16 protein-coding genes are annotated in these 17,070 nt (G+C 65.2%); 10 read left to right on the forward strand and 6 right to left on the reverse strand.

Annotated features, from left to right (window positions below; all coding sequences use genetic code 11):
• Positions 1 to 6: 6 nt before the first annotated feature.
• The 4 genes from queE to JQ553_RS11495 all read left to right on the forward strand — a co-directional run bounded on the left by queE (position 7) and on the right by JQ553_RS11495 (position 2,770).
• Entirely contained in the window at positions 7 to 639 is a 633-nt protein-coding gene (queE, locus tag JQ553_RS11480; protein ID WP_212500045.1) for a 7-carboxy-7-deazaguanine synthase, read from the forward strand.
• Positions 640 to 670: 31 nt separating this feature from the next.
• Positions 671 to 1,036 carry a 6-carboxytetrahydropterin synthase gene (locus JQ553_RS11485; RefSeq protein WP_212500046.1) on the forward strand — a complete coding sequence of 122 codons (366 nt, stop codon included), beginning with the start codon at positions 671 to 673 and terminating at the stop codon, positions 1,034 to 1,036.
• A gap of 103 nt (positions 1,037 to 1,139) precedes the next feature.
• Entirely contained in the window at positions 1,140 to 2,027 is an 888-nt protein-coding gene (gene hemF / locus JQ553_RS11490; protein WP_212500047.1) for an oxygen-dependent coproporphyrinogen oxidase, read from the forward strand.
• Positions 2,018 to 2,770, forward strand: coding sequence for an HAD family hydrolase (locus JQ553_RS11495; protein ID WP_212500048.1), 753 nt, complete (start codon positions 2,018 to 2,020; stop codon positions 2,768 to 2,770). The genes hemF and JQ553_RS11495 overlap by 10 nt, the downstream gene beginning before the upstream one ends.
• 98 nt (positions 2,771 to 2,868) lie before the next feature.
• Here the strand turns inward: JQ553_RS11495 and JQ553_RS11505 are convergent, their stop codons facing one another.
• Genes JQ553_RS11505 through JQ553_RS11520 form a run of 4 tightly spaced genes read right to left on the reverse strand, consistent with a single transcriptional unit; the run spans position 2,869 to position 5,694 of the window.
• Complete coding sequence (locus JQ553_RS11505) at positions 2,869 to 4,125, reverse strand: CCA tRNA nucleotidyltransferase (RefSeq protein ID WP_212500049.1); 1,257 nt, start codon at positions 4,123 to 4,125, stop codon at positions 2,869 to 2,871.
• Positions 4,122 to 4,385, reverse strand: coding sequence for a DUF6111 family protein (locus JQ553_RS11510; protein WP_212500050.1), 264 nt, complete (start codon positions 4,383 to 4,385; stop codon positions 4,122 to 4,124). The genes JQ553_RS11505 and JQ553_RS11510 overlap by 4 nt, the downstream gene beginning before the upstream one ends.
• The gene (locus JQ553_RS11515; RefSeq protein WP_409363057.1) at positions 4,382 to 5,044 is read right to left on the reverse strand and encodes a CoA pyrophosphatase; all 663 of its coding nucleotides are present in this window, start codon (positions 5,042 to 5,044) and stop codon (positions 4,382 to 4,384) included. The genes JQ553_RS11510 and JQ553_RS11515 overlap by 4 nt, the downstream gene beginning before the upstream one ends.
• An 8-nt stretch (positions 5,045 to 5,052) precedes the next feature.
• Complete coding sequence (locus JQ553_RS11520; RefSeq protein ID WP_212500052.1) at positions 5,053 to 5,694, reverse strand: DUF1285 domain-containing protein; 642 nt, start codon at positions 5,692 to 5,694, stop codon at positions 5,053 to 5,055.
• A 226-nt stretch (positions 5,695 to 5,920) separates the two neighbouring features.
• On the opposite strand from JQ553_RS11520, the gene JQ553_RS11525 reads away from it, so the two are divergent.
• From JQ553_RS11525 to JQ553_RS11550, 6 genes are all read left to right on the forward strand, one after another.
• A complete protein-coding gene (locus tag JQ553_RS11525) occupies positions 5,921 to 6,925 on the forward strand; it encodes a MoxR family ATPase (RefSeq protein ID WP_212500053.1) in 1,005 nt (334 codons plus the stop codon).
• Positions 6,925 to 7,866: a DUF58 domain-containing protein gene (locus JQ553_RS11530; protein ID WP_212500054.1), complete on the forward strand. Its 942-nt coding sequence runs from the start codon at positions 6,925 to 6,927 to the stop codon at positions 7,864 to 7,866. The genes JQ553_RS11525 and JQ553_RS11530 overlap by 1 nt, the downstream gene beginning before the upstream one ends.
• Positions 7,866 to 10,670, forward strand: a complete 2,805-nt coding sequence (locus tag JQ553_RS11535; RefSeq protein WP_212500367.1) for a DUF4159 domain-containing protein — start codon at positions 7,866 to 7,868, stop codon at positions 10,668 to 10,670. The genes JQ553_RS11530 and JQ553_RS11535 overlap by 1 nt, the downstream gene beginning before the upstream one ends.
• Positions 10,671 to 10,737: 67 nt before the next feature.
• Entirely contained in the window at positions 10,738 to 12,801 is a 2,064-nt protein-coding gene (locus JQ553_RS11540; RefSeq protein WP_212500055.1) for a hypothetical protein, read from the forward strand.
• 248 nt (positions 12,802 to 13,049) lie between these two features.
• Positions 13,050 to 13,469, forward strand: a complete 420-nt coding sequence (locus JQ553_RS11545; RefSeq protein ID WP_249144165.1) for a DUF2946 family protein — start codon at positions 13,050 to 13,052, stop codon at positions 13,467 to 13,469.
• Positions 13,470 to 13,579: 110 nt separating this feature from the next.
• Positions 13,580 to 15,967, forward strand: coding sequence for a TonB-dependent receptor (locus JQ553_RS11550; protein WP_212500056.1), 2,388 nt, complete (start codon positions 13,580 to 13,582; stop codon positions 15,965 to 15,967).
• A gap of 57 nt (positions 15,968 to 16,024) precedes the next feature.
• Here the strand turns inward: JQ553_RS11550 and JQ553_RS11555 are convergent, their stop codons facing one another.
• On the reverse strand, positions 16,025 to 16,342 hold the full coding sequence (locus JQ553_RS11555) for an EthD family reductase (RefSeq protein ID WP_212500057.1): 318 nt from the start codon (positions 16,340 to 16,342) through the stop codon (positions 16,025 to 16,027).
• A gap of 208 nt (positions 16,343 to 16,550) precedes the next feature.
• The gene (locus JQ553_RS11560; protein WP_212500058.1) at positions 16,551 to 17,063 is read right to left on the reverse strand and encodes a GNAT family N-acetyltransferase; all 513 of its coding nucleotides are present in this window, start codon (positions 17,061 to 17,063) and stop codon (positions 16,551 to 16,553) included.
• Positions 17,064 to 17,070 lie beyond the last annotated feature (7 nt).

Genomic DNA, 17,070 nt, shown 5'->3' on the forward strand with positions numbered 1-17,070 from the left:
TGTGCAATGAGCTACGCGATCAAGGAGATCTTTCTGACGCTGCAGGGCGAAGGCGCACAAGCGGGCCGCGCCTCGGTGTTCTGCCGCTTCGCCGGCTGCAATCTGTGGACCGGGCGTGAGCAGGATCGTGCCGGTGCCATCTGTCAGTTCTGTGACACCGACTTCGTCGGCACCGACGGCACGCTGGGTGGCCGCTACGCGACGGCCGACGAACTCGCCGACACCATCGCCGCGCAATGGACCGGCGACGACACCAACCGCTACGTCGTGCTGACTGGCGGCGAACCGCTGCTGCAGGTCGACGCCCCCCTGATCGCGGCGCTGCACGACAGGGGCTTTGCGATCGCTGTCGAGACCAACGGGACCGTCGAGGTGCCCGACGGGCTCGACTGGATCTGCGTCAGCCCGAAGGCCGGCGCCGACCTCGTGGTCCGAAAGGGACATGAGCTCAAGCTGGTCTACCCCCAGGCACAGGCGACGCCAGAAGATTTCGCGGACCTCTCGTTCGAGCGCTTCTCGCTGCAGCCGATGGACAGTCCCGACGTGATCGAAAACACCGCGCGCGCAGTCGACTACTGCCTCAAGCATCCGCAATGGCGGCTCAGCCTGCAAACGCACAAGACACTCGGCATCAGGTAATTGGCATCAACAGAACTGGATTGTTGGAGAGATGTGGGAACTGACGAAATCGTTCCGCTTCGAGGCGGCACATGCGCTGTCCGGAACAACTTTTGGCGCCGCGAGCGAGGAGATTCACGGCCACTCCTTCCGGGCCGAAGTGACCGTGCGCGGCACGCCCGACCCGAAAACCGGAATGGTCATCGATCTCGGCCTCCTCGAACGCAGCATGGCGGAGGTGCAGAAGGCCCTCGACCACAAGCTTCTGAACAAGATCGAGGCGCTCGGGCCGCCGACGCTGGAAAACCTCTCGCGCTTCATCTGGGAGCGGCTGCAACACACGGGCCGACTGACCCGCGTCAGCGTGCACCGTGACAGCTACAGCGAGAGCTGCACCTATTATGGGCCGCAGGGCTAGATTTCATAACCGTCATTTCGAGGCGAAGCGACGAAGCAATCCGTTCTTTCCCTTGGCGCTATGCCTGCCTCGCGATGACGGAGAACAACCTCAGGAATTCTTTATGGATATCTCCATCATCGAGGATCGCAAGGCGCGGGCACGAAGCTGGTTCGAGTCATTGCGCAACGACATCTGCGCGGCCCTCGAACGGCTCGAGGACAACGCGCCCACCTCCCTCTATCCCGGCAGCGCCGGCCGTTTCGTGCGCACGCCCTGGGACCGCACCGACCACAGCGGCAAGCCAGGCGGCGGCGGCGTGATGTCGATGATGCACGGCCGGCTGTTCGAGAAGGTCGGCGTGCACTGCTCGACCGTGCACGGCGAATTCGCCCCCGAGTTCCGTGCGCAAATTCCGGGTGCCGCCGACGATCCGCGCTTTTGGGCCTCTGGCATTTCGCTGATCGCCCATTTGCACAATCCGAATGTGCCGGCGGTGCATATGAACACTCGTTTCGTCGTCACCACAAAGGCCTGGTTCGGTGGCGGCGCCGACCTGACGCCGCTGTTGAACCGGCGGCGCACGCAGGAGGATCCCGACACAATCGCGTTCCATGCCGCGATGAAGCACGCCTGCAGCGGGCCGAACAGTGTCGCCGACTACGACAAATACAAAAAATGGTGCGACGAATATTTCTATCTGCCGCACCGGCAAGAGGCGCGAGGCATCGGCGGCATCTTCTACGATTGGCATGACAGCGGCGACTGGGAGGCCGACCTCGTCTTCACCCAGGATGTCGGCCGCGCCTTTCTGAAAGTCTATCCCGAGCTGGTGCGGCGCAATTTCAGGACGCCGTGGACGGCCGAAGATCGCGACGAGCAATTGGTGCGGCGCGGCCGCTATGTCGAGTTCAACCTGCTCTACGATCGCGGCACCATCTTCGGCCTGAAGACCGGCGGCAACGTGGACTCGATCCTGTCGTCGCTGCCGCCGGAAGTGAAATGGCCATGACAAGACTCCCGCGCGCGATGCTGATCGACATGGATGACACGATCCTGTCGGCCTATGGGCGTCCCGAGATCGCCTGGAACAAGATCGCGGCGGAATTCGCCGACGAGCTTGCGCCGCTGTCATCGCAAGCGGTGGCAGCCGCCGTGCTGTCCTACGCGCGGCAATTCTGGTCGACCGCCGAGCCGGCATGGCGGATGAAGCTCACCGAGGCGCGGCGCCTCACGGTGAAGGGCGGCTTCGCCGCGCTCGCCGCCGACGGCCACCGTGCGCTACCCGACGATCTCGCGCACCGGATCGCCGACCGCTTCACCATTTATCGCGAGGAGGAGATGTTCGTCTTCCCCGGCGCGCATGAGGCGATCGATGCGCTGAAGGCGCTCGGCATCAAGCTCGCGCTGGTGACCAACGGCGCCGCCGACATGCAGCGCGCAAAGGTTGAGCGCTTCGCGCTGGGCCATCGCTTCGATCACATCCAGATCGAAGGCGAGCACGGCTTCGGCAAGCCGGAAGAGCGCGCCTATCAGCACGCGATGGACGCGCTCGGCGTCACCGCGCCGGAGACCTGGATGGTCGGCGACAATCTCGAATGGGAAGTCGAGGCGCCGCAGCGGCTCGGCATCTACGCGATCTGGATCGACGTGCACGGCAACGGCCTGCCGGCGGGATCGATGGTGAAGCCCGACCGCATCATCCGCTCGCTCACCGAACTCGTACCTGGCCTCTCTTCAGCGCAGCGCGCCTGACATCATCACGACGCCACCGATCATGGAAGCAAACAACGCGTCGGCGGCCACAACAAGAAGCTGCGCGAGCGAGATGTCGGCAAAACCCGAGAGAAGACTCACAGCCGATGGTCGCGGGTGAAGCGGGAGACGGTCTGATCGGCGATCGCCGACAAGACCCGGGGCTCCAGCGGAAAGTTTGCCGCAAGCCAAGCGTCCTCGGCCAAGGTCAGGACATGCCCCAGTGCCGGACCCTCCGCAATCCCGCGCGCGATGAAATCCGCGGCCTTCAAGGGAAATTGAGGCGCTTGCCAGCGCTGCGGCAGCGTGGCGAGCGCGCGCCATTGCTCGACATCCCGGCCTGCGCCGGTCCGCGCCCACGCCAGCAGGAGCCGGTCGCGATAGGCATCTTCACCCAGCCGGTAGAGCCTCCGGCGCGCCACCGTCTCGTCCATGCCGGGCAACCGCCACCAGCGATGGCCCATGGAGTCGAGCGCCTTGGCCTCGGCATTGGAGAGCCGCAGCCGCGTCGCGATGCGGCGCGCATCCTCGGTCACGGCGACCGTGAGCGCACCGAGCCTGCGCGTGGCGGATGTTGCAAGCCCCATCAGCTTCTCGATCTCGATCATCGCCGCGAACGGGCCGGTATAGGCGATGCCCCCGAACACCGGCAGCAACAGGCCGCCATCGGCCATCGCGACCACCGCTGCCACGGCGCCGTCCGCGACCACGAGCTTCAGCGTCTCCATACGGATGCGCTCGGCGGAAAGATCCGCAAGCCCCGCGCGAGCGTCGATGCAGGCGAGATAGCCGGCGCGATCGACCTCGCCTGAGCCGTAAGCGGCATGAAACCGGAAGAAACGAAGGATGCGCAGATAGTCCTCGGCGATCCGCCGCGCGGGATCGCCGATGAAGCGCACGCGCCGCGCGTCGATATCGGCGAGCCCGCCGACGCAATCGTGCACTACGCCGGCGGCGTCGACGGACAGGCCGTTGATGGTGAAATCGCGCCGCTCGGCGTCGCGCACCCAGTCGCGGCCGAATGCCACCTTGGCCCTGCGGCCATCGGTTTCGGTGTCCTCGCGCAGCGTCGTCACCTCGACTGGCTGACCGTCGACCACAAGCGTCACGGTGCCGTGCTCGACGCCGGTCGGCACGCTCTTGATGCCGGCGGCCTTCGCCCGTCGCATCACTTCGTCGGGCAAGGCCGTGGTGGCGACATCGATGTCGCCGGGCGCGATCCGCAGCAACGCGTTGCGCACCGCGCCGCCGACCACCCGCGCCTCCTCGCCGCCACCGTTGAGCAGGCCGAGCACGCGCGCCGCCGGGCCTGCGCTGAGCCAGGGTGCGTCCGACAGCAGGCGCGCCTGTTTCATCGCTCAACTCCGGGCACCAGCCTTCCATTCTCGATATGAGCGGGAACATAGGTGGAGTCTGGCGGCGCGCCGCCATAATGCGCGAGCAGGAGGAAGCTCGCGATGACGAGCAGCAGCGCCGCGAGGGTCAGCTTTGCAAGCATCGGCACCGGCCAGGACGCCGGCACCGTCACGCCGGAACGCGTCGCAATGAGAACGAGGGCATAGACGGCAAACGGGATCAGGAAAATCGCGATCTCGGTCAACGCCGTCCGGATCATGACAGATAGATCCGTTCGTAAAGAACGCGCAGAATCCCGGCCGTCGCCCCCCAAATATAGCGCTCGGCGAACGGCATCGCGTAATAGGAGCGATCCATGCCGCGGAATTCCTTGGTGTGGATCTGGTGGTTCTCAGGATTCATCAGGAACGCGAGCGGCACCTCGAAGGCATCGACGACCTCGGCTTCATTGATCTTCAGCGCAAAGCCCGGCTTCACCTTTGCGACCGTCGGCAGGATGCGGAAGCCGAAGGCTGTGCCGTAAAGGTCGAGATAGCCGATCGGCTCGATGAAATCGCGCTTGAGACCAACCTCCTCGCAGGCCTCGCGCACGGCGGCATCGACGGGCGAGGCGTCTGTTGCATCGATCTTGCCGCCCGGAAAGGAAATCTGGCCGGCATGACTGGACAGATGCGGCGAGCGCTGCGTCAGCAGCACGGTAGGTTCGCGACGGTCGATCACCGGGATCAGGACGGCGGCCGGCCGCACCGGCTGCTCCTTCGCGACCAGCTCCAGCATGCGGTCGTTGCCTGCATCGCCGGTGCGCGGAATAATGTTGGGATCGACGAGGCCTGGCGGCACGTCGAAGTTCAGCCGGGCACGGCTCCGCGCAAAAAACTCCGTCGAGCCGATCGCCGCCGCCGGTTGCACCCTTAGCATCGGCTCGTTCAAAGCGCGTCCCTCACCTGCTTCGCATCCGCCATCGCGAAGAATACGCCGCCGGACTCGACCCCGAACATCGGCCGACCATCGACCACCCGCTCCTCGCCCATGTCAACCAGATCGTAGTATAGCGCGCGCGTAACCTTGGCCCAGAGATCGGCGCGGACATGCAGATAAGGCGTTAGTCCGCCGTCCTCGGCGGCCTCGAAACGCAGGCCGTGTCCCCTCCCGCAATCGACCCAATCGTCGACATTGGTGCGGAACCTTAACAAACGTCCACGTTCGTCGTCCCGCGTCTGCATTTCGACCGCAAGGAACGGCGCATCGTCCACGCGGATGCCAACCTTCTCCACCGGCGTCACGAGAAAGTGCTTGCCGCTTTCGCGCTTGAGGATGGTTGAGAACAGTCGCACCAGAGCGGGCCGGCCGATCGGCGTTCCCATGTAGAACCACGTTCCATCGCCGGCGATTCGCATGTCGAGATCGCCACAAAACGGCGGATTCCAAAGGTGAACCGGCGGCAGGGCCTTGCCGCCTGCGGGCCCGGATGTCGCAGCGTGGCTCGCCGCAGCGGTGAGACCTTCGAGACTCTTACCTTCGAGGCCCGTTGTTTCACGGCCCTGATCGGTCTGCCCTTGCTTCGCCATTGTTTGCCTTGAAGTTTCCAGCTCTCAATCTGGCACGATTGGTGCACGTTCCCTACATGTGGGCGGGGCGTCATTCTCGCCACATCGTGATGCAGTTCATACCCCGAAATGCCGATAATGTGGGGATAGTTTAATTCAACGAATACATGGCCTTCGTGCCGGTTTAGCATGAGGCCCGTGAGATGACGATGCGGATTGATCGCACCGTCAAGAAGGAGTTGACGCAATGGCAGGTGCAGACAGCGTCGAGAAATTGGAGGATGTGATCGTCCGTTCGGCCGAGCAGGTCGCCGGTCAGATCCGTGCCGCCAAGGAAGCGATTTCCACCGTCATTTTTGGACAGGACCGGGTGATCGAAAACACCCTGGTGACGATCCTGTCGGGCGGCCATGCGCTGCTGATCGGTGTGCCCGGCCTTGCCAAGACGAAGCTGGTCGAAACGCTCGGTATCACGCTCGGGCTCGATGCCAAGCGCATCCAGTTCACGCCGGACCTGATGCCGTCAGACATTCTCGGCGCCGAGGTGCTTGACGAGAGTTCGACCGGCAAGCGTTCGTTCCGCTTCATCTCCGGTCCCGTCTTCGCACAGCTCCTGATGGCCGACGAGATCAACCGCGCGAGCCCGCGCACCCAGTCAGCGCTGTTGCAGGCGATGCAGGAGCAGCACATCACGGTGGCCGGCGCGCGGCACGACCTGCCGAAGCCGTTCCACGTGCTCGCGACGCAAAATCCGCTTGAGCAGGAAGGCACCTATCCGCTTCCCGAGGCGCAGCTCGACCGCTTCCTGATGGAGATTGACGTCGACTACCCCGATCGCGACGCCGAACGGCGCATCCTGTTCGAAACCACTGGCGCCGAGGAGACGCTCGCGAAGGCGTCGATGGACGCGGAAGCGCTGGTCGCCGCGCAGCGGCTGGTGCGCCGGCTGCCGGTCGGCGATTCCGTGGTCGAGGCGATCCTGTCGCTGGTTCGCGCCGCGCGGCCGGGCACCGAGAGCGGCGAGGCCGGCAAGCTGATCGCCTGGGGGCCGGGTCCCCGCGCCAGCCAATCGCTGATGCTCGCGGTTCGCGCCCGCGCGTTGCTCGATGGACGGCTCGCGCCTTCGATCGACGACGTGCTCGATCTCGCCGAACCCATACTCAAGCACCGGATGGCACTGACTTTCGCTGCGCGCGCCGAGGGCCGCACCATCCCTGACGTGATCAGGCAACTGAAGACACGGATCAGTTGATGGCCGGTGACAGCAGGCACCTGAACGGGGAGATCCTTGCGGTCCGACGTGCTGATGGCGAAAGCCGAACGCTCGCCGCGTCGCTGCCGCGTCTGGTGCTTGAAGCCCGCCGCATCGCCGCGAACGTCATCCACGGCCTGCATGGCCGACGCCGCGCTGGCGCCGGCGAAAGTTTTTGGCAATACCGGCGCTTTGTCTCCGGCGAGCCGTCGCAGCGCGTCGACTGGCGCCGCTCTGGGCGCGACGATCATCTCTATGTCCGCGAGCAGGAATGGGAGGCCGCGCACACGGTTTGGATCTGGCCCGACCGCTCACCCTCGATGGCCTTCGCCTCGCGGAATGCACGCGACAGCAAGCTAGAGCGCACCCTGATCGTCGCCTTCGCGCTCGCCGAACTCCTGGTCGCGGGCGGCGAGCGCGTCGGCATTCCGGGCCTGATGAACCCGACCGCGAGCCGCAGCGTTATCGACAAGATGGCCGAGGTGATGCTGCACGACGATACGGTGCGGACGAGCCTGCCGCCGTCCTTCGTGCCGTCGTCGCTCGCCGAGATCGTCGTGCTGTCCGACTTCTGGTCGCCGTTGCCTGAGATTACGACGATGCTGGCCGGACTGTCCTCCTCAGGCGCGCACGGCACGCTGATCCAGGTCGTCGATCCCGCCGAAGAGACTTTCCCGTATTCCGGCCGTGTCGAATTTGTCGAGCCGGAGGGCGGCGGTGTCATCACCGCAGGCCGCGCCGAAAACTGGGTGAGCGATTATGTCTCTCGCGTCGCGCTGCATCGCGATCAGATCCGCGACGAGACCAACCGGCTCGACTGGTTGTTCTCGACCCACACCACAAGCCGTTCGGCGGCTGAGCTTTTGTTGTTCCTGCATGCCGGCATGATGGTGAGCAAGGGCGGCGGACGCGCGACGGTCAAAGCGGGGCGAAGCGCATGATCGCGGGCTTGCCCCTCTCCTTCGCCGAACCACTGCTGCTTCTGGGACTGGTGAGCCTGCCGGTGCTGTGGTGGCTGTTGCGCGTGATGCCGCCGCGGCCGCGGCGCATCGAGTTCCCGCCGACGCGGCTGTTGTTCGACATCGCGCCAAAGGACGAGACGCCGGCGCGCACGCCGTGGTGGCTGACGCTACTGCGGCTCGCCGCCGCGGCGCTCGTTATCCTCGCCGCCGCCGGCCCGATCTGGAATCCGCCGACGGGGGTCGCCTCCAGCAAGTCGCCGCTGGTAATCCTGCTCGACGACGGCTGGAGCGCCGCCTCGAGCTGGGATGCGCGGATCAAGGCCGCCGACGAACTGATCGCCAACGCCGACAGCGATCGCCGCGGCGTCGCGCTGGTGCCGCTGTCGGAGCCTGCGCGCGACATCACGCTGATGCCCGCCGGCACCGCGCGCGTCGCGCTGCGCCAATTCGCGCCAAAGCCCTATTCGATCGATCGGGTCGAGACCCTTGCCACGATCGGGCGCTTCCTTAAATCCACCGGAGAGTGCGAAATCGTCTGGCTGTCTGACGGCGTCGACACCGGGCGCGGAACCGAATTCGTCGAAGGTCTCGGCAAGATGATCGAAAATCGAAGCCTGACGATCTTCGAGGGCGGCGCGTCTTCGGCGCAGGCGCTGGTCGCGGCGGAGAACGCTGCCGCCAAGATGACCGTGAAGGTGCTGCGGACCGAGACCGGGATTGCGGGTGGCGCTGTGCGCGCGATCGACGCCAAGGGCTCGCCGATCGGCGAGGCGCGCTACAGCTTCAGCCCGCAGGACCGCGAGACCGAGGCCACCTTCGACCTGCCGGTCGAATTGCGCAACGACATTGCGCGGCTCGAGATTTCAGGCGAGCGCTCGGCCGGCGCCGTGCAACTGCTCGACAAGCGCTGGCGGCGCCGCGCCATTGGCGTGGTGACGGGCTCGACCAGCGACACTGCGCAGCCGCTGCTCGCCTCGACCTTTTATCTTTCCCGCGCATTGCAGCCGTTCGCCGACGTCCGTTTGGGGGATCGCGGCGCGCCGCAGCAGGTGATCGCCCAGTTTCTCGATCAGCGGCTGCCGATGATCGTGATGGCCGATGTGGGTACGCTGTCGCCGGATATCCGCGAGCGGCTCAACGCCTGGATCGAGCAGGGCGGCGTGCTGGTGCGCTTCGCGGGCCCGCGCCTCGCGCAGGCCGACGACGACCTCGTTCCGGTAAAGCTACGCAGGGGCGGCCGTACGCTTGGCGGCAGCCTGACCTGGGAGAAGCCGCAGCATATGGCGTCATTTGCAGCCGATGGTCCGTTCGCCGGTCTTGTCGTGCCCAAGGACATCACGGTGAGCCGGCAGGTGCTGGCTGAGCCCGACGCAGTGCTTGCGACCAAGAGCTGGGCGTCATTGGAAGACGGCACGCCGCTCGTCACGGGCGAGCACCGCGGCAAGGGCGTGATCAGCCTGTTTCATGTCGGCGCCGACATGCGCTGGTCGGACCTGCCGATGTCCGGCAGCTTCGTCGAGATGCTGCGGCGGTTGGTCGATATGTCGGGATACACATCGACGCCGGGTGCAGGTGTCGCGGGCGATCCCAAGGCCGAGACGGTCGCGCCGCTGCGCACGCTCGACGGTTTCGGCGTGTTTGGCCCGCCGCCCCCGACCGCCAAGCCGATGTCGGCGGATTATCGCGACCGCGCCACCGCGGACCATCCGCCGGGCTTCTACGGTTCGGCTGAAGGACCCGTCGCCGTCAACACTCTTGCCTCCGGCGACCGCATCGCGCCGCTCGACACCTCAAACCTGCGCGCTCGGCGGGCGAGCTACACCAATGCCGAGCCTCGCGACCTGCGCGGCATCCTGCTGTCGTCCGCGCTCGCATTGTTCTTGATCGATGCGATCGTGGTGGCGATGCTCGGCGCTGGCCTCGCCGCTCTGCTCAGACGGCGCGCCGCGCCCGCCATGCTAGCCTTTGGCTTCATGCTAGCGGCGATATCGCCCTCGCCGACCCGGGCGCAGAACAATAATGACGACTTCGCCATCAAATCCACGTCGCAGACCCGTCTCGCCTATGTCGTCACCGGCAATGCCGACGTCGATTCCATCGTCAAGGCCGGGATGTCCGGGCTGACGCTGTTCCTGGCGCAGCGCACCGCGCTGGAAGCCGGTGATCCGGTCGGCGTCGATCCAGCGCGCGACGAACTGGCCTTTTTTCCGCTGATCTACTGGCCGATCGTGCCGGGCGCGCCGAAGCCGCCACAGGACGCGATCAACAAGATCGACGCCTACATGAAACAGGGCGGTACCGTGGTGTTCGACACTCGCGACGCGGTCGAAGCGCCGCCGGGCGATAATGGCGGCGCACAGACGCCGGGCATGCAGACCCTGCGCGAATTGCTCGCGACCCTCGACGTGCCTGAGCTCGAGCCGGTGCCGCGCGAGCACGTGCTAACCAAGACCTTCTACCTGCTGCGCGATTTCCCCGGCCGCTTCAATTCCGGCCAGACCTGGGTCGAGACCCTGCCGCGTGAGGACGAAGACGAAACCGCGCAGCGCCCGGCGCGCGGCGGCGATGGTGTTTCGCCGATCATCATCACCTCGAACGATCTCGCCGGCGCCTGGGCGATCCGCCCCGATGGCCAGCCGATGCTGCCGCTCACCCCCGGCGAACCCCGCCAGCGCGAATTCGCCTTCCGCGCCGGCGTCAACATCGTGATGTACACGCTGACCGGCAACTACAAGGCCGACCAGGTGCACGCGCCGGCTCTGATCGAGCGGCTGGGGCAGTGAGCATGATCCGGAGAAGTGGCAACCGGTTTTCCGAGCGCATCATGCTCCTAACCAATAGAAGCAAGCCATGAACTACGGTATCGCGTTCACGCCGCTGGTTCCCTCGCTCGTGCTGTGGCTCGCGTTCGGCGCGATCGTCGTCATCGCGGCGCTTCTGCTCCTGTCACGCGCCCGCGGGGCCGCCGTCCGCGTCACGGCGCTGGCGCTGATCCTGCTCGCGCTCGCCAATCCCTCCTTCACCCGCGAGGATCGCGAGCCCCTGTCATCCGTCGCCGCCGTCGTGATCGACAAGAGTCCGAGCCAGAATTTCGGCACGCGCAATCAGGAAACCGAGAAGGCCAGGGAAGCACTGGTCGACAGCCTGAAGCAGATCAAGGGGCTCGAGGTGCGCGTCGTTGAGGCCGGCCAAGCCGATGGCGAGACCGACGGCACGAAGCTGTTCGGCGCGCTGTCGTCGGCGCTGTCGGACGTTCCGGTTGAGCGCGTCGCCGGCGCGTTCATGGTCACCGATGGCCGCGTGCACGATATTCCGGCCAACGTTCAGGCACTCGGCTTCCAAGCACCGGTGCATGCGCTGGTTACCGGCCGCAAGGACGAACGCGACCGCCGCATCGCGATCACGGCCGCACCGCGCTTCGGCATCGTCGGCCAGACCCAGACGATCACTTACAGGCTCGACGATCAGGGCGTCACCGGTGAGCGCGCAAAGGTCGTGATCCGTCGCGACGGAGAAGTCATCAGCGAGCGCACGCTGACCAGCGGCCAGACCTCCAGCGTCGATATCGACATCAAGCATGCCGGTCCGAACATCGTGGAGATCGAGGCGTCGGCGCTCGACAACGAGCTGACGCCGGTCAACAACCGCGCTGTGGTTGCGATCGACGGCGTGCGCGACAAGCTGCGCGTGCTGCTCGTCTCCGGCGAACCGCATTCCGGCGAGCGTACCTGGCGCAACCTGCTGAAGTCAGACGCCAGCGTCGATCTTGTGCACTTCACCATTCTCCGTCCGCCGGAGAAACAGGATGGTACGCCGATCAACGAGCTGTCGCTGATTGCGTTTCCGACCCGCGAGCTGTTCCAGCAGAAGATCAACGAGTTCCAGTTGATCATCTTTGACCGCTACGCCCGACAGGGCGTGCTGCCGATCGCCTATTTCGACAACATTGCCCGCTATGTCCGTTCCGGCGGCGCGGTGCTGGTTTCGGCCGGGCCCGACTACGCGTCGACGACAAGCATCTGGCGCACGCCGCTGGATTCGGTGTTGCCGGCCGAGCCGGTCGGCGTCACCGAGAAACCGTATTACGCGCATCTGAGCGACGCCGGAAAACGCCACCCCGTCACCCGCGGGCTCGAAGGCTCGGCGTTCGAGCCGCCGCACTGGAGCCGCTTCTTCCGCACCGTCGACACGCGCAACGCGATCGGCCCGCCGGTCATGACCGGGGCAGACGGCAAGCCGCTGCTGCTATTGTCGCGCTTCGGCGAAGGCCGCGTCGCGCTGCTGCTCTCTGATCACATTTGGCTGTGGGCTCGCGGCTACGAGGGCGGCGGCCCGCATCTCGATCTGCTTCGACGGATGTCGCACTGGCTGATGAAGCAGCCGGACCTCGACGAGGAGGCGCTGCGCCTGCAGGTGCAGGGCAAGGACCTCATCGTGGTGCGTCAGACCATGGCCGACACCGTCGCGCCGGTCACCGTGACATCGCCGAGTGGCATGACACATGAACTGACCCTGAATGCCGGCGATCCCGGCGAATGGCGCGCGACGCTGCCCGCCAACGAGCTCGGCCTATGGCAGGCGACCGACGGCACGCTAAAGGCGCTGATCAATGTCGGTCCAACCAATCCGAAGGAATTTTCGGAAGTCACCTCCACCACTGACATGCTGAAGCCGCTCGCCCAGGCGACAGGCGGCGACGCACGGCGCATCGTCGATGGATCGAGCCTCGACATGCCACGCGTCGTGCCGGTACGCTCCTCCTCGGTCTTCCGCGGCGACGGCTGGCTCGGCGTCAGGATGCGCGACGCCAGCGTCGTCAAGGGCGTCGGCGTGCTGCCGATGTTCGCTGGCGTGATCGGACTGCTGCTATTGCTCGGCGCGTTTGCGGCGACCTGGCTGCGCGAGGGACGATAGCGGATACCTCTCCGAGAAGGCGGGCGAACCGAGCTTGCTCGCCCGCCGTATTTCCCGTGATCAGCGGTCTTGCTGTGCTCCGGTCGGAGTTCGAGGGCAAGCCGTTGCACCAAACACACAGCCCGTCGGGGATTGCGCGAAGCTCGCGTCAGCCACCGTTGACTTCGTGTGTGCCTTCCGATGTTATAATATAACATCGGAAGCGCTGGGATCATGGCGCTATCGCGATGGGGGTGGCGTGAATCGTCATGAAGTGGTTCCGGAAGCACATCAAGACCGGCTCTCGGCTGGCGCTGTTCGCGCTGGCCGTCCAGTTCGTCCTGTCATTCGGCCACTTCCATTCATTCGCAGCCGATGCGACGCCGGCGACCCAGGGCGGCCTGTCCAAGATCGAGCTCGCCTATATCGGAACCTCGGCAACGCCGGATCTCGCCATCCAGGTCTCCCAAACGCGGCTGCCCACCCATCGCGACGGCGACCGCCAACCGGCTGATAATTGCGCGATCTGCACCGTCATCTCGCTCGCGAGCAGCATTCTGCTCGCAGCGCCGCCCATGCTGTTGCTGCCGGAAGCCGTCGAGCTTCTTCGCCGCGCCACCGATGCCGAATTCGTCCACCTGAAGTCGGTGCCTTCGGCCTTTCACTCCCGCGCACCTCCCCTGTCCTGACATCGATTGATTGCTTCGCCCGCTGAGGACAGCCGCGTCACGCGCGGTCGCTTCCCCGGCGAGCAAATCGGAGTCGATCCGTCGTTTCGGCGGACTCAGGATCAGGGACAATGGAACTTCAGAAGAAACGAGCACTCCAGATCGGAGGAGCCAGCTGGCTGTTGCTGTGCGCGATGGGTCACGGCGCGATGGCCGACGACCCCCCGCCGGCGGCCTCCTCCACCGAACTGCCGGCCGTGACCGTGACCGCGCCGAGCCCGATTCAGCGGCATCGGACCGTGCCATCGCGCACGCCGGCGCGGGTCGCGCGCGCTGCGCCCAATCGTAATCGCGAACGGCCGACCGAGCCGCAACCGACACCGGCAGCGCCTACCCCGCAGCAGGGCGTGCTGCCTGTCATCACCGACCAGTTCGCGACCGTTACCGTGGTCCCGAGCGAGGAACTGCGCCGCGAGGGTACAGCCCAGCTCGGCGACCTGCTGTTCTCCAAGCCCGGCATCACCGGCTCGAGCTTCGCGCCGGGCGCGTCAAGCCGACCGATCATCCGCGGCCTCGACGTCAACCGCGTCGGCATCGTCGAGAACGGCACGGGTGGCGGCGGGGCCTCGGACCTCGGCGAAGATCACTTCGTGCCGATCGATCCGCTCGCGACCAACCAGGTCGAGGTGGTTCGCGGCCCGGCTGCGCTGCGCTATGGCTCAACCTCGATCGGCGGCGTGGTCAGCGCCACCAACAACCGCATTCCGGAGGCGATGCCGACCTGTGCGGCGCCGGCCTTCCAGAGCTACGGCCTTCCCGTGAAGGCGCCTCTCGCGGGCGCGCAAGGTGGGCCTTGCATGAACGTTGAGACGCGCACGGCCGTAAGTTCGGTCGATCGCGGGGTCGAAGGTGGCATGCTGCTCGATACCGGGGGCAACAATGTCGCCGTGCATGCCGATGTCTCCGGCCGCACGGCCGGCGATTACAACATTCCGAGCTATCCGTATCTGTTCAACCAGACGCGGCCGGTGGATGGCCGTCAGCCGAACTCCGCGGCACAATCGGACGGCGCCTCAGTCGGCGCCTCCTATTTCTTCCAGGGCGGCTACGTCGGCGCCGCGATCACGCAGAACGACTCGTTCTACCACATCCCCGGCATCGACGGCGCCGATCACCAGACCCGCATCGACGCGCACCAGACCAAGATCACCGCCAAGGGTGAGTACCGGCCGGACGCCGCGGCCATCGACGCCGTGCGGTTCTGGGCCGGCGCGACCGACTACCGACACAACGAACTCGGGCTGGCCGATCCGGTCGACCCCTTCAGCGACGGCGTGCGCCAGACCTTTACCAACAAGGAGCAGGAAGCGCGCGCAGAAGTGCAGATGATGCCGTTTAACGCGCGCTTTGCGACGGTGACGACGGCCTTTGGCCTGCAGGCCGGGCATCAGGAACTAACCGCGCCAAGTCCCGACGATCCCGGCAGCCCGCTCAACGGATTGTGGAACCCGAACACCAACAACAGGGTCGCAGGTTACGTCTTCAACGAATTCAAATTCAGCGAGACCACCAAGGCGCAGATTGCCGGACGCATCGAGCACGTCGACCTCTCCGGGACAACGCCGGCATTCATACCTCCCGTTTTCGACGTCAACATCGACCCTGCCAGTATCGGTCCTGCCACGCCGCGCAATCTGAGTTTCACACCGAAAAGTGCGAGCATCGGCCTGATCCAGAATCTGCCGTGGAATCTCGTCGCCAGCGTTACCGGTCAATACGTCGAACGAGCGCCGAAGCCGGCCGAACTGTTTTCACGCGGGGCCCATGATGCCACGGCCACCTTCGATATCGGCGATCCGAATCTCGGCATAGAAACGGCAAAATCGATCGAGGTCGGGTTGCGGCGGGCGGCAGGGCCGTTCCGATTCGAACTCACGGGCTACTACACGAAGTTCAACGGCTTCATATTCCGCCGATTGACCGGCAACACATGCGACAGTTCAGCATGTGTGGACATAGCCAATCCGGACCAGCTTGAGTTGCAGCAAGCGAGATACTCGCAGCGCAATGCCACCTTCCGTGGCGCCGAATTTCAGAGCCAGTTCGATGTCGGGCCGCTCTATGGCGGTATCTGGGGGATCGAAGACCAGTTCGATGTGGTGCGCGCCACCTTCGACGACGGCACAAACGTACCGCGCATCCCACCGGTCCGAATCGGCGGCGGGTTGTACTGGCGCGATACCAACTGGTTCGCGCGCGTCAACCTGCTGCACGCGTTCGCGCAAAACGACATCGCGCCGATCGGAGAGACGCCGACCGCAGGCTACAACCTCCTGAAGGCCGAGATCAGTTACAACACCAAGCTCGATTCGTCGTGGTTCGGCGCACGCGAGATAACGGTCGGTGTTTCCGGCAACAATCTGCTGAACGCAAACATCCGCAACTCCGTCTCCTATACCAAGGACGAAGTGCTGTTGCCGGGGATCGGCGTGCGGGCGTTTGCGAACCTGAAGTTCTGAGTCGAGCGAACTCCCTCTTCCGTTCGCGGCGGAGGGAGAACCCGAGCGCCCCGTCAGTCAGTGGCCGACGACGACTTCGCTAATCTGGATCACCGGTTGCTGATCGGTGTAATTCGGGATGTCGCCCAGGATTTCCTTGGCATGTGGCCCGAAGCCGGTCTGGAAGGCCTCAACCGAGTCGCAGAAGATGTGGCACATCCCGACATAGGTCGCGGGTGCGCCAGGCGCGCCGCCCGCAAGCCCCTTATCTATCGTGTAGTACTTGCACGCATCGCCCATGCGCGCCTTCACCAGCGGCATATGCTTGTCCCGATAATAGTCGTGATCGAAGCGCGCGCCGGGGTTGTTCGGATACATGACACTGACCTTGATCATTGCGCGCTCCCTTGCATGTGACATGCGCCGTCCAGCCTTCGGCGCTTGGCAGGACTCTGCTTCAGTTTTGTTGGTTGCGCAACCGCGCTGGATCATGATGCGATTCGTCGAATTACATCATGATCTCATCCCTTTGTTTGAGCATGATCTTTTCGGGAAACCGCTGCACACTTGGATCACGCTCTACCCGATCGGCGCCGCCGCTGCGTTAGAACGCCTTGCTCCAATCCGGATGGATCCGTCCGGACACGCCATCGAAGGCGCCCTCGACCAGTTCCATGACCAACAGGCGACTGTAATCGACCGGTCCAGGCATGATCGCCCGCCCCTTCGGGATGATCTTGAAGCCGACGCGTCCGTAATAGGGCTCGTCGCCGACCAGCACAATGAGACGGTGTCCCTTCTCACGGGCGTCGCTGATCGCACGGTCGAGCAGCGCGCGGCCGACGCCGCGGCTGCGGAACGGCGGCTCGACCGTCAACGGCCCGAGCATCAGCGCCGGCGTATCGCCGATGCGAATCGGAAGCTGGCGCACCGACCCGACCAGCAGGGTGCCGATCCGCGCGGTGAACGACACATCGAGCAGATGATCGACATGCTCGCGCAGCCGATAGGCGCTGAGCACGAAACGGCCGGGGCCGAAGGTGCGCTCATGCAGCCGGTCGATCGCCTGTGCGTCTTTCGGTGTCTCGGGCAGGATGGTCAGGGACGGATCAGTCATCGTGAGG

Source organism: Bradyrhizobium lablabi (genome assembly GCF_018131005.1).
Classification (GTDB): domain Bacteria; phylum Pseudomonadota; class Alphaproteobacteria; order Rhizobiales; family Xanthobacteraceae; genus Bradyrhizobium; species Bradyrhizobium lablabi_D.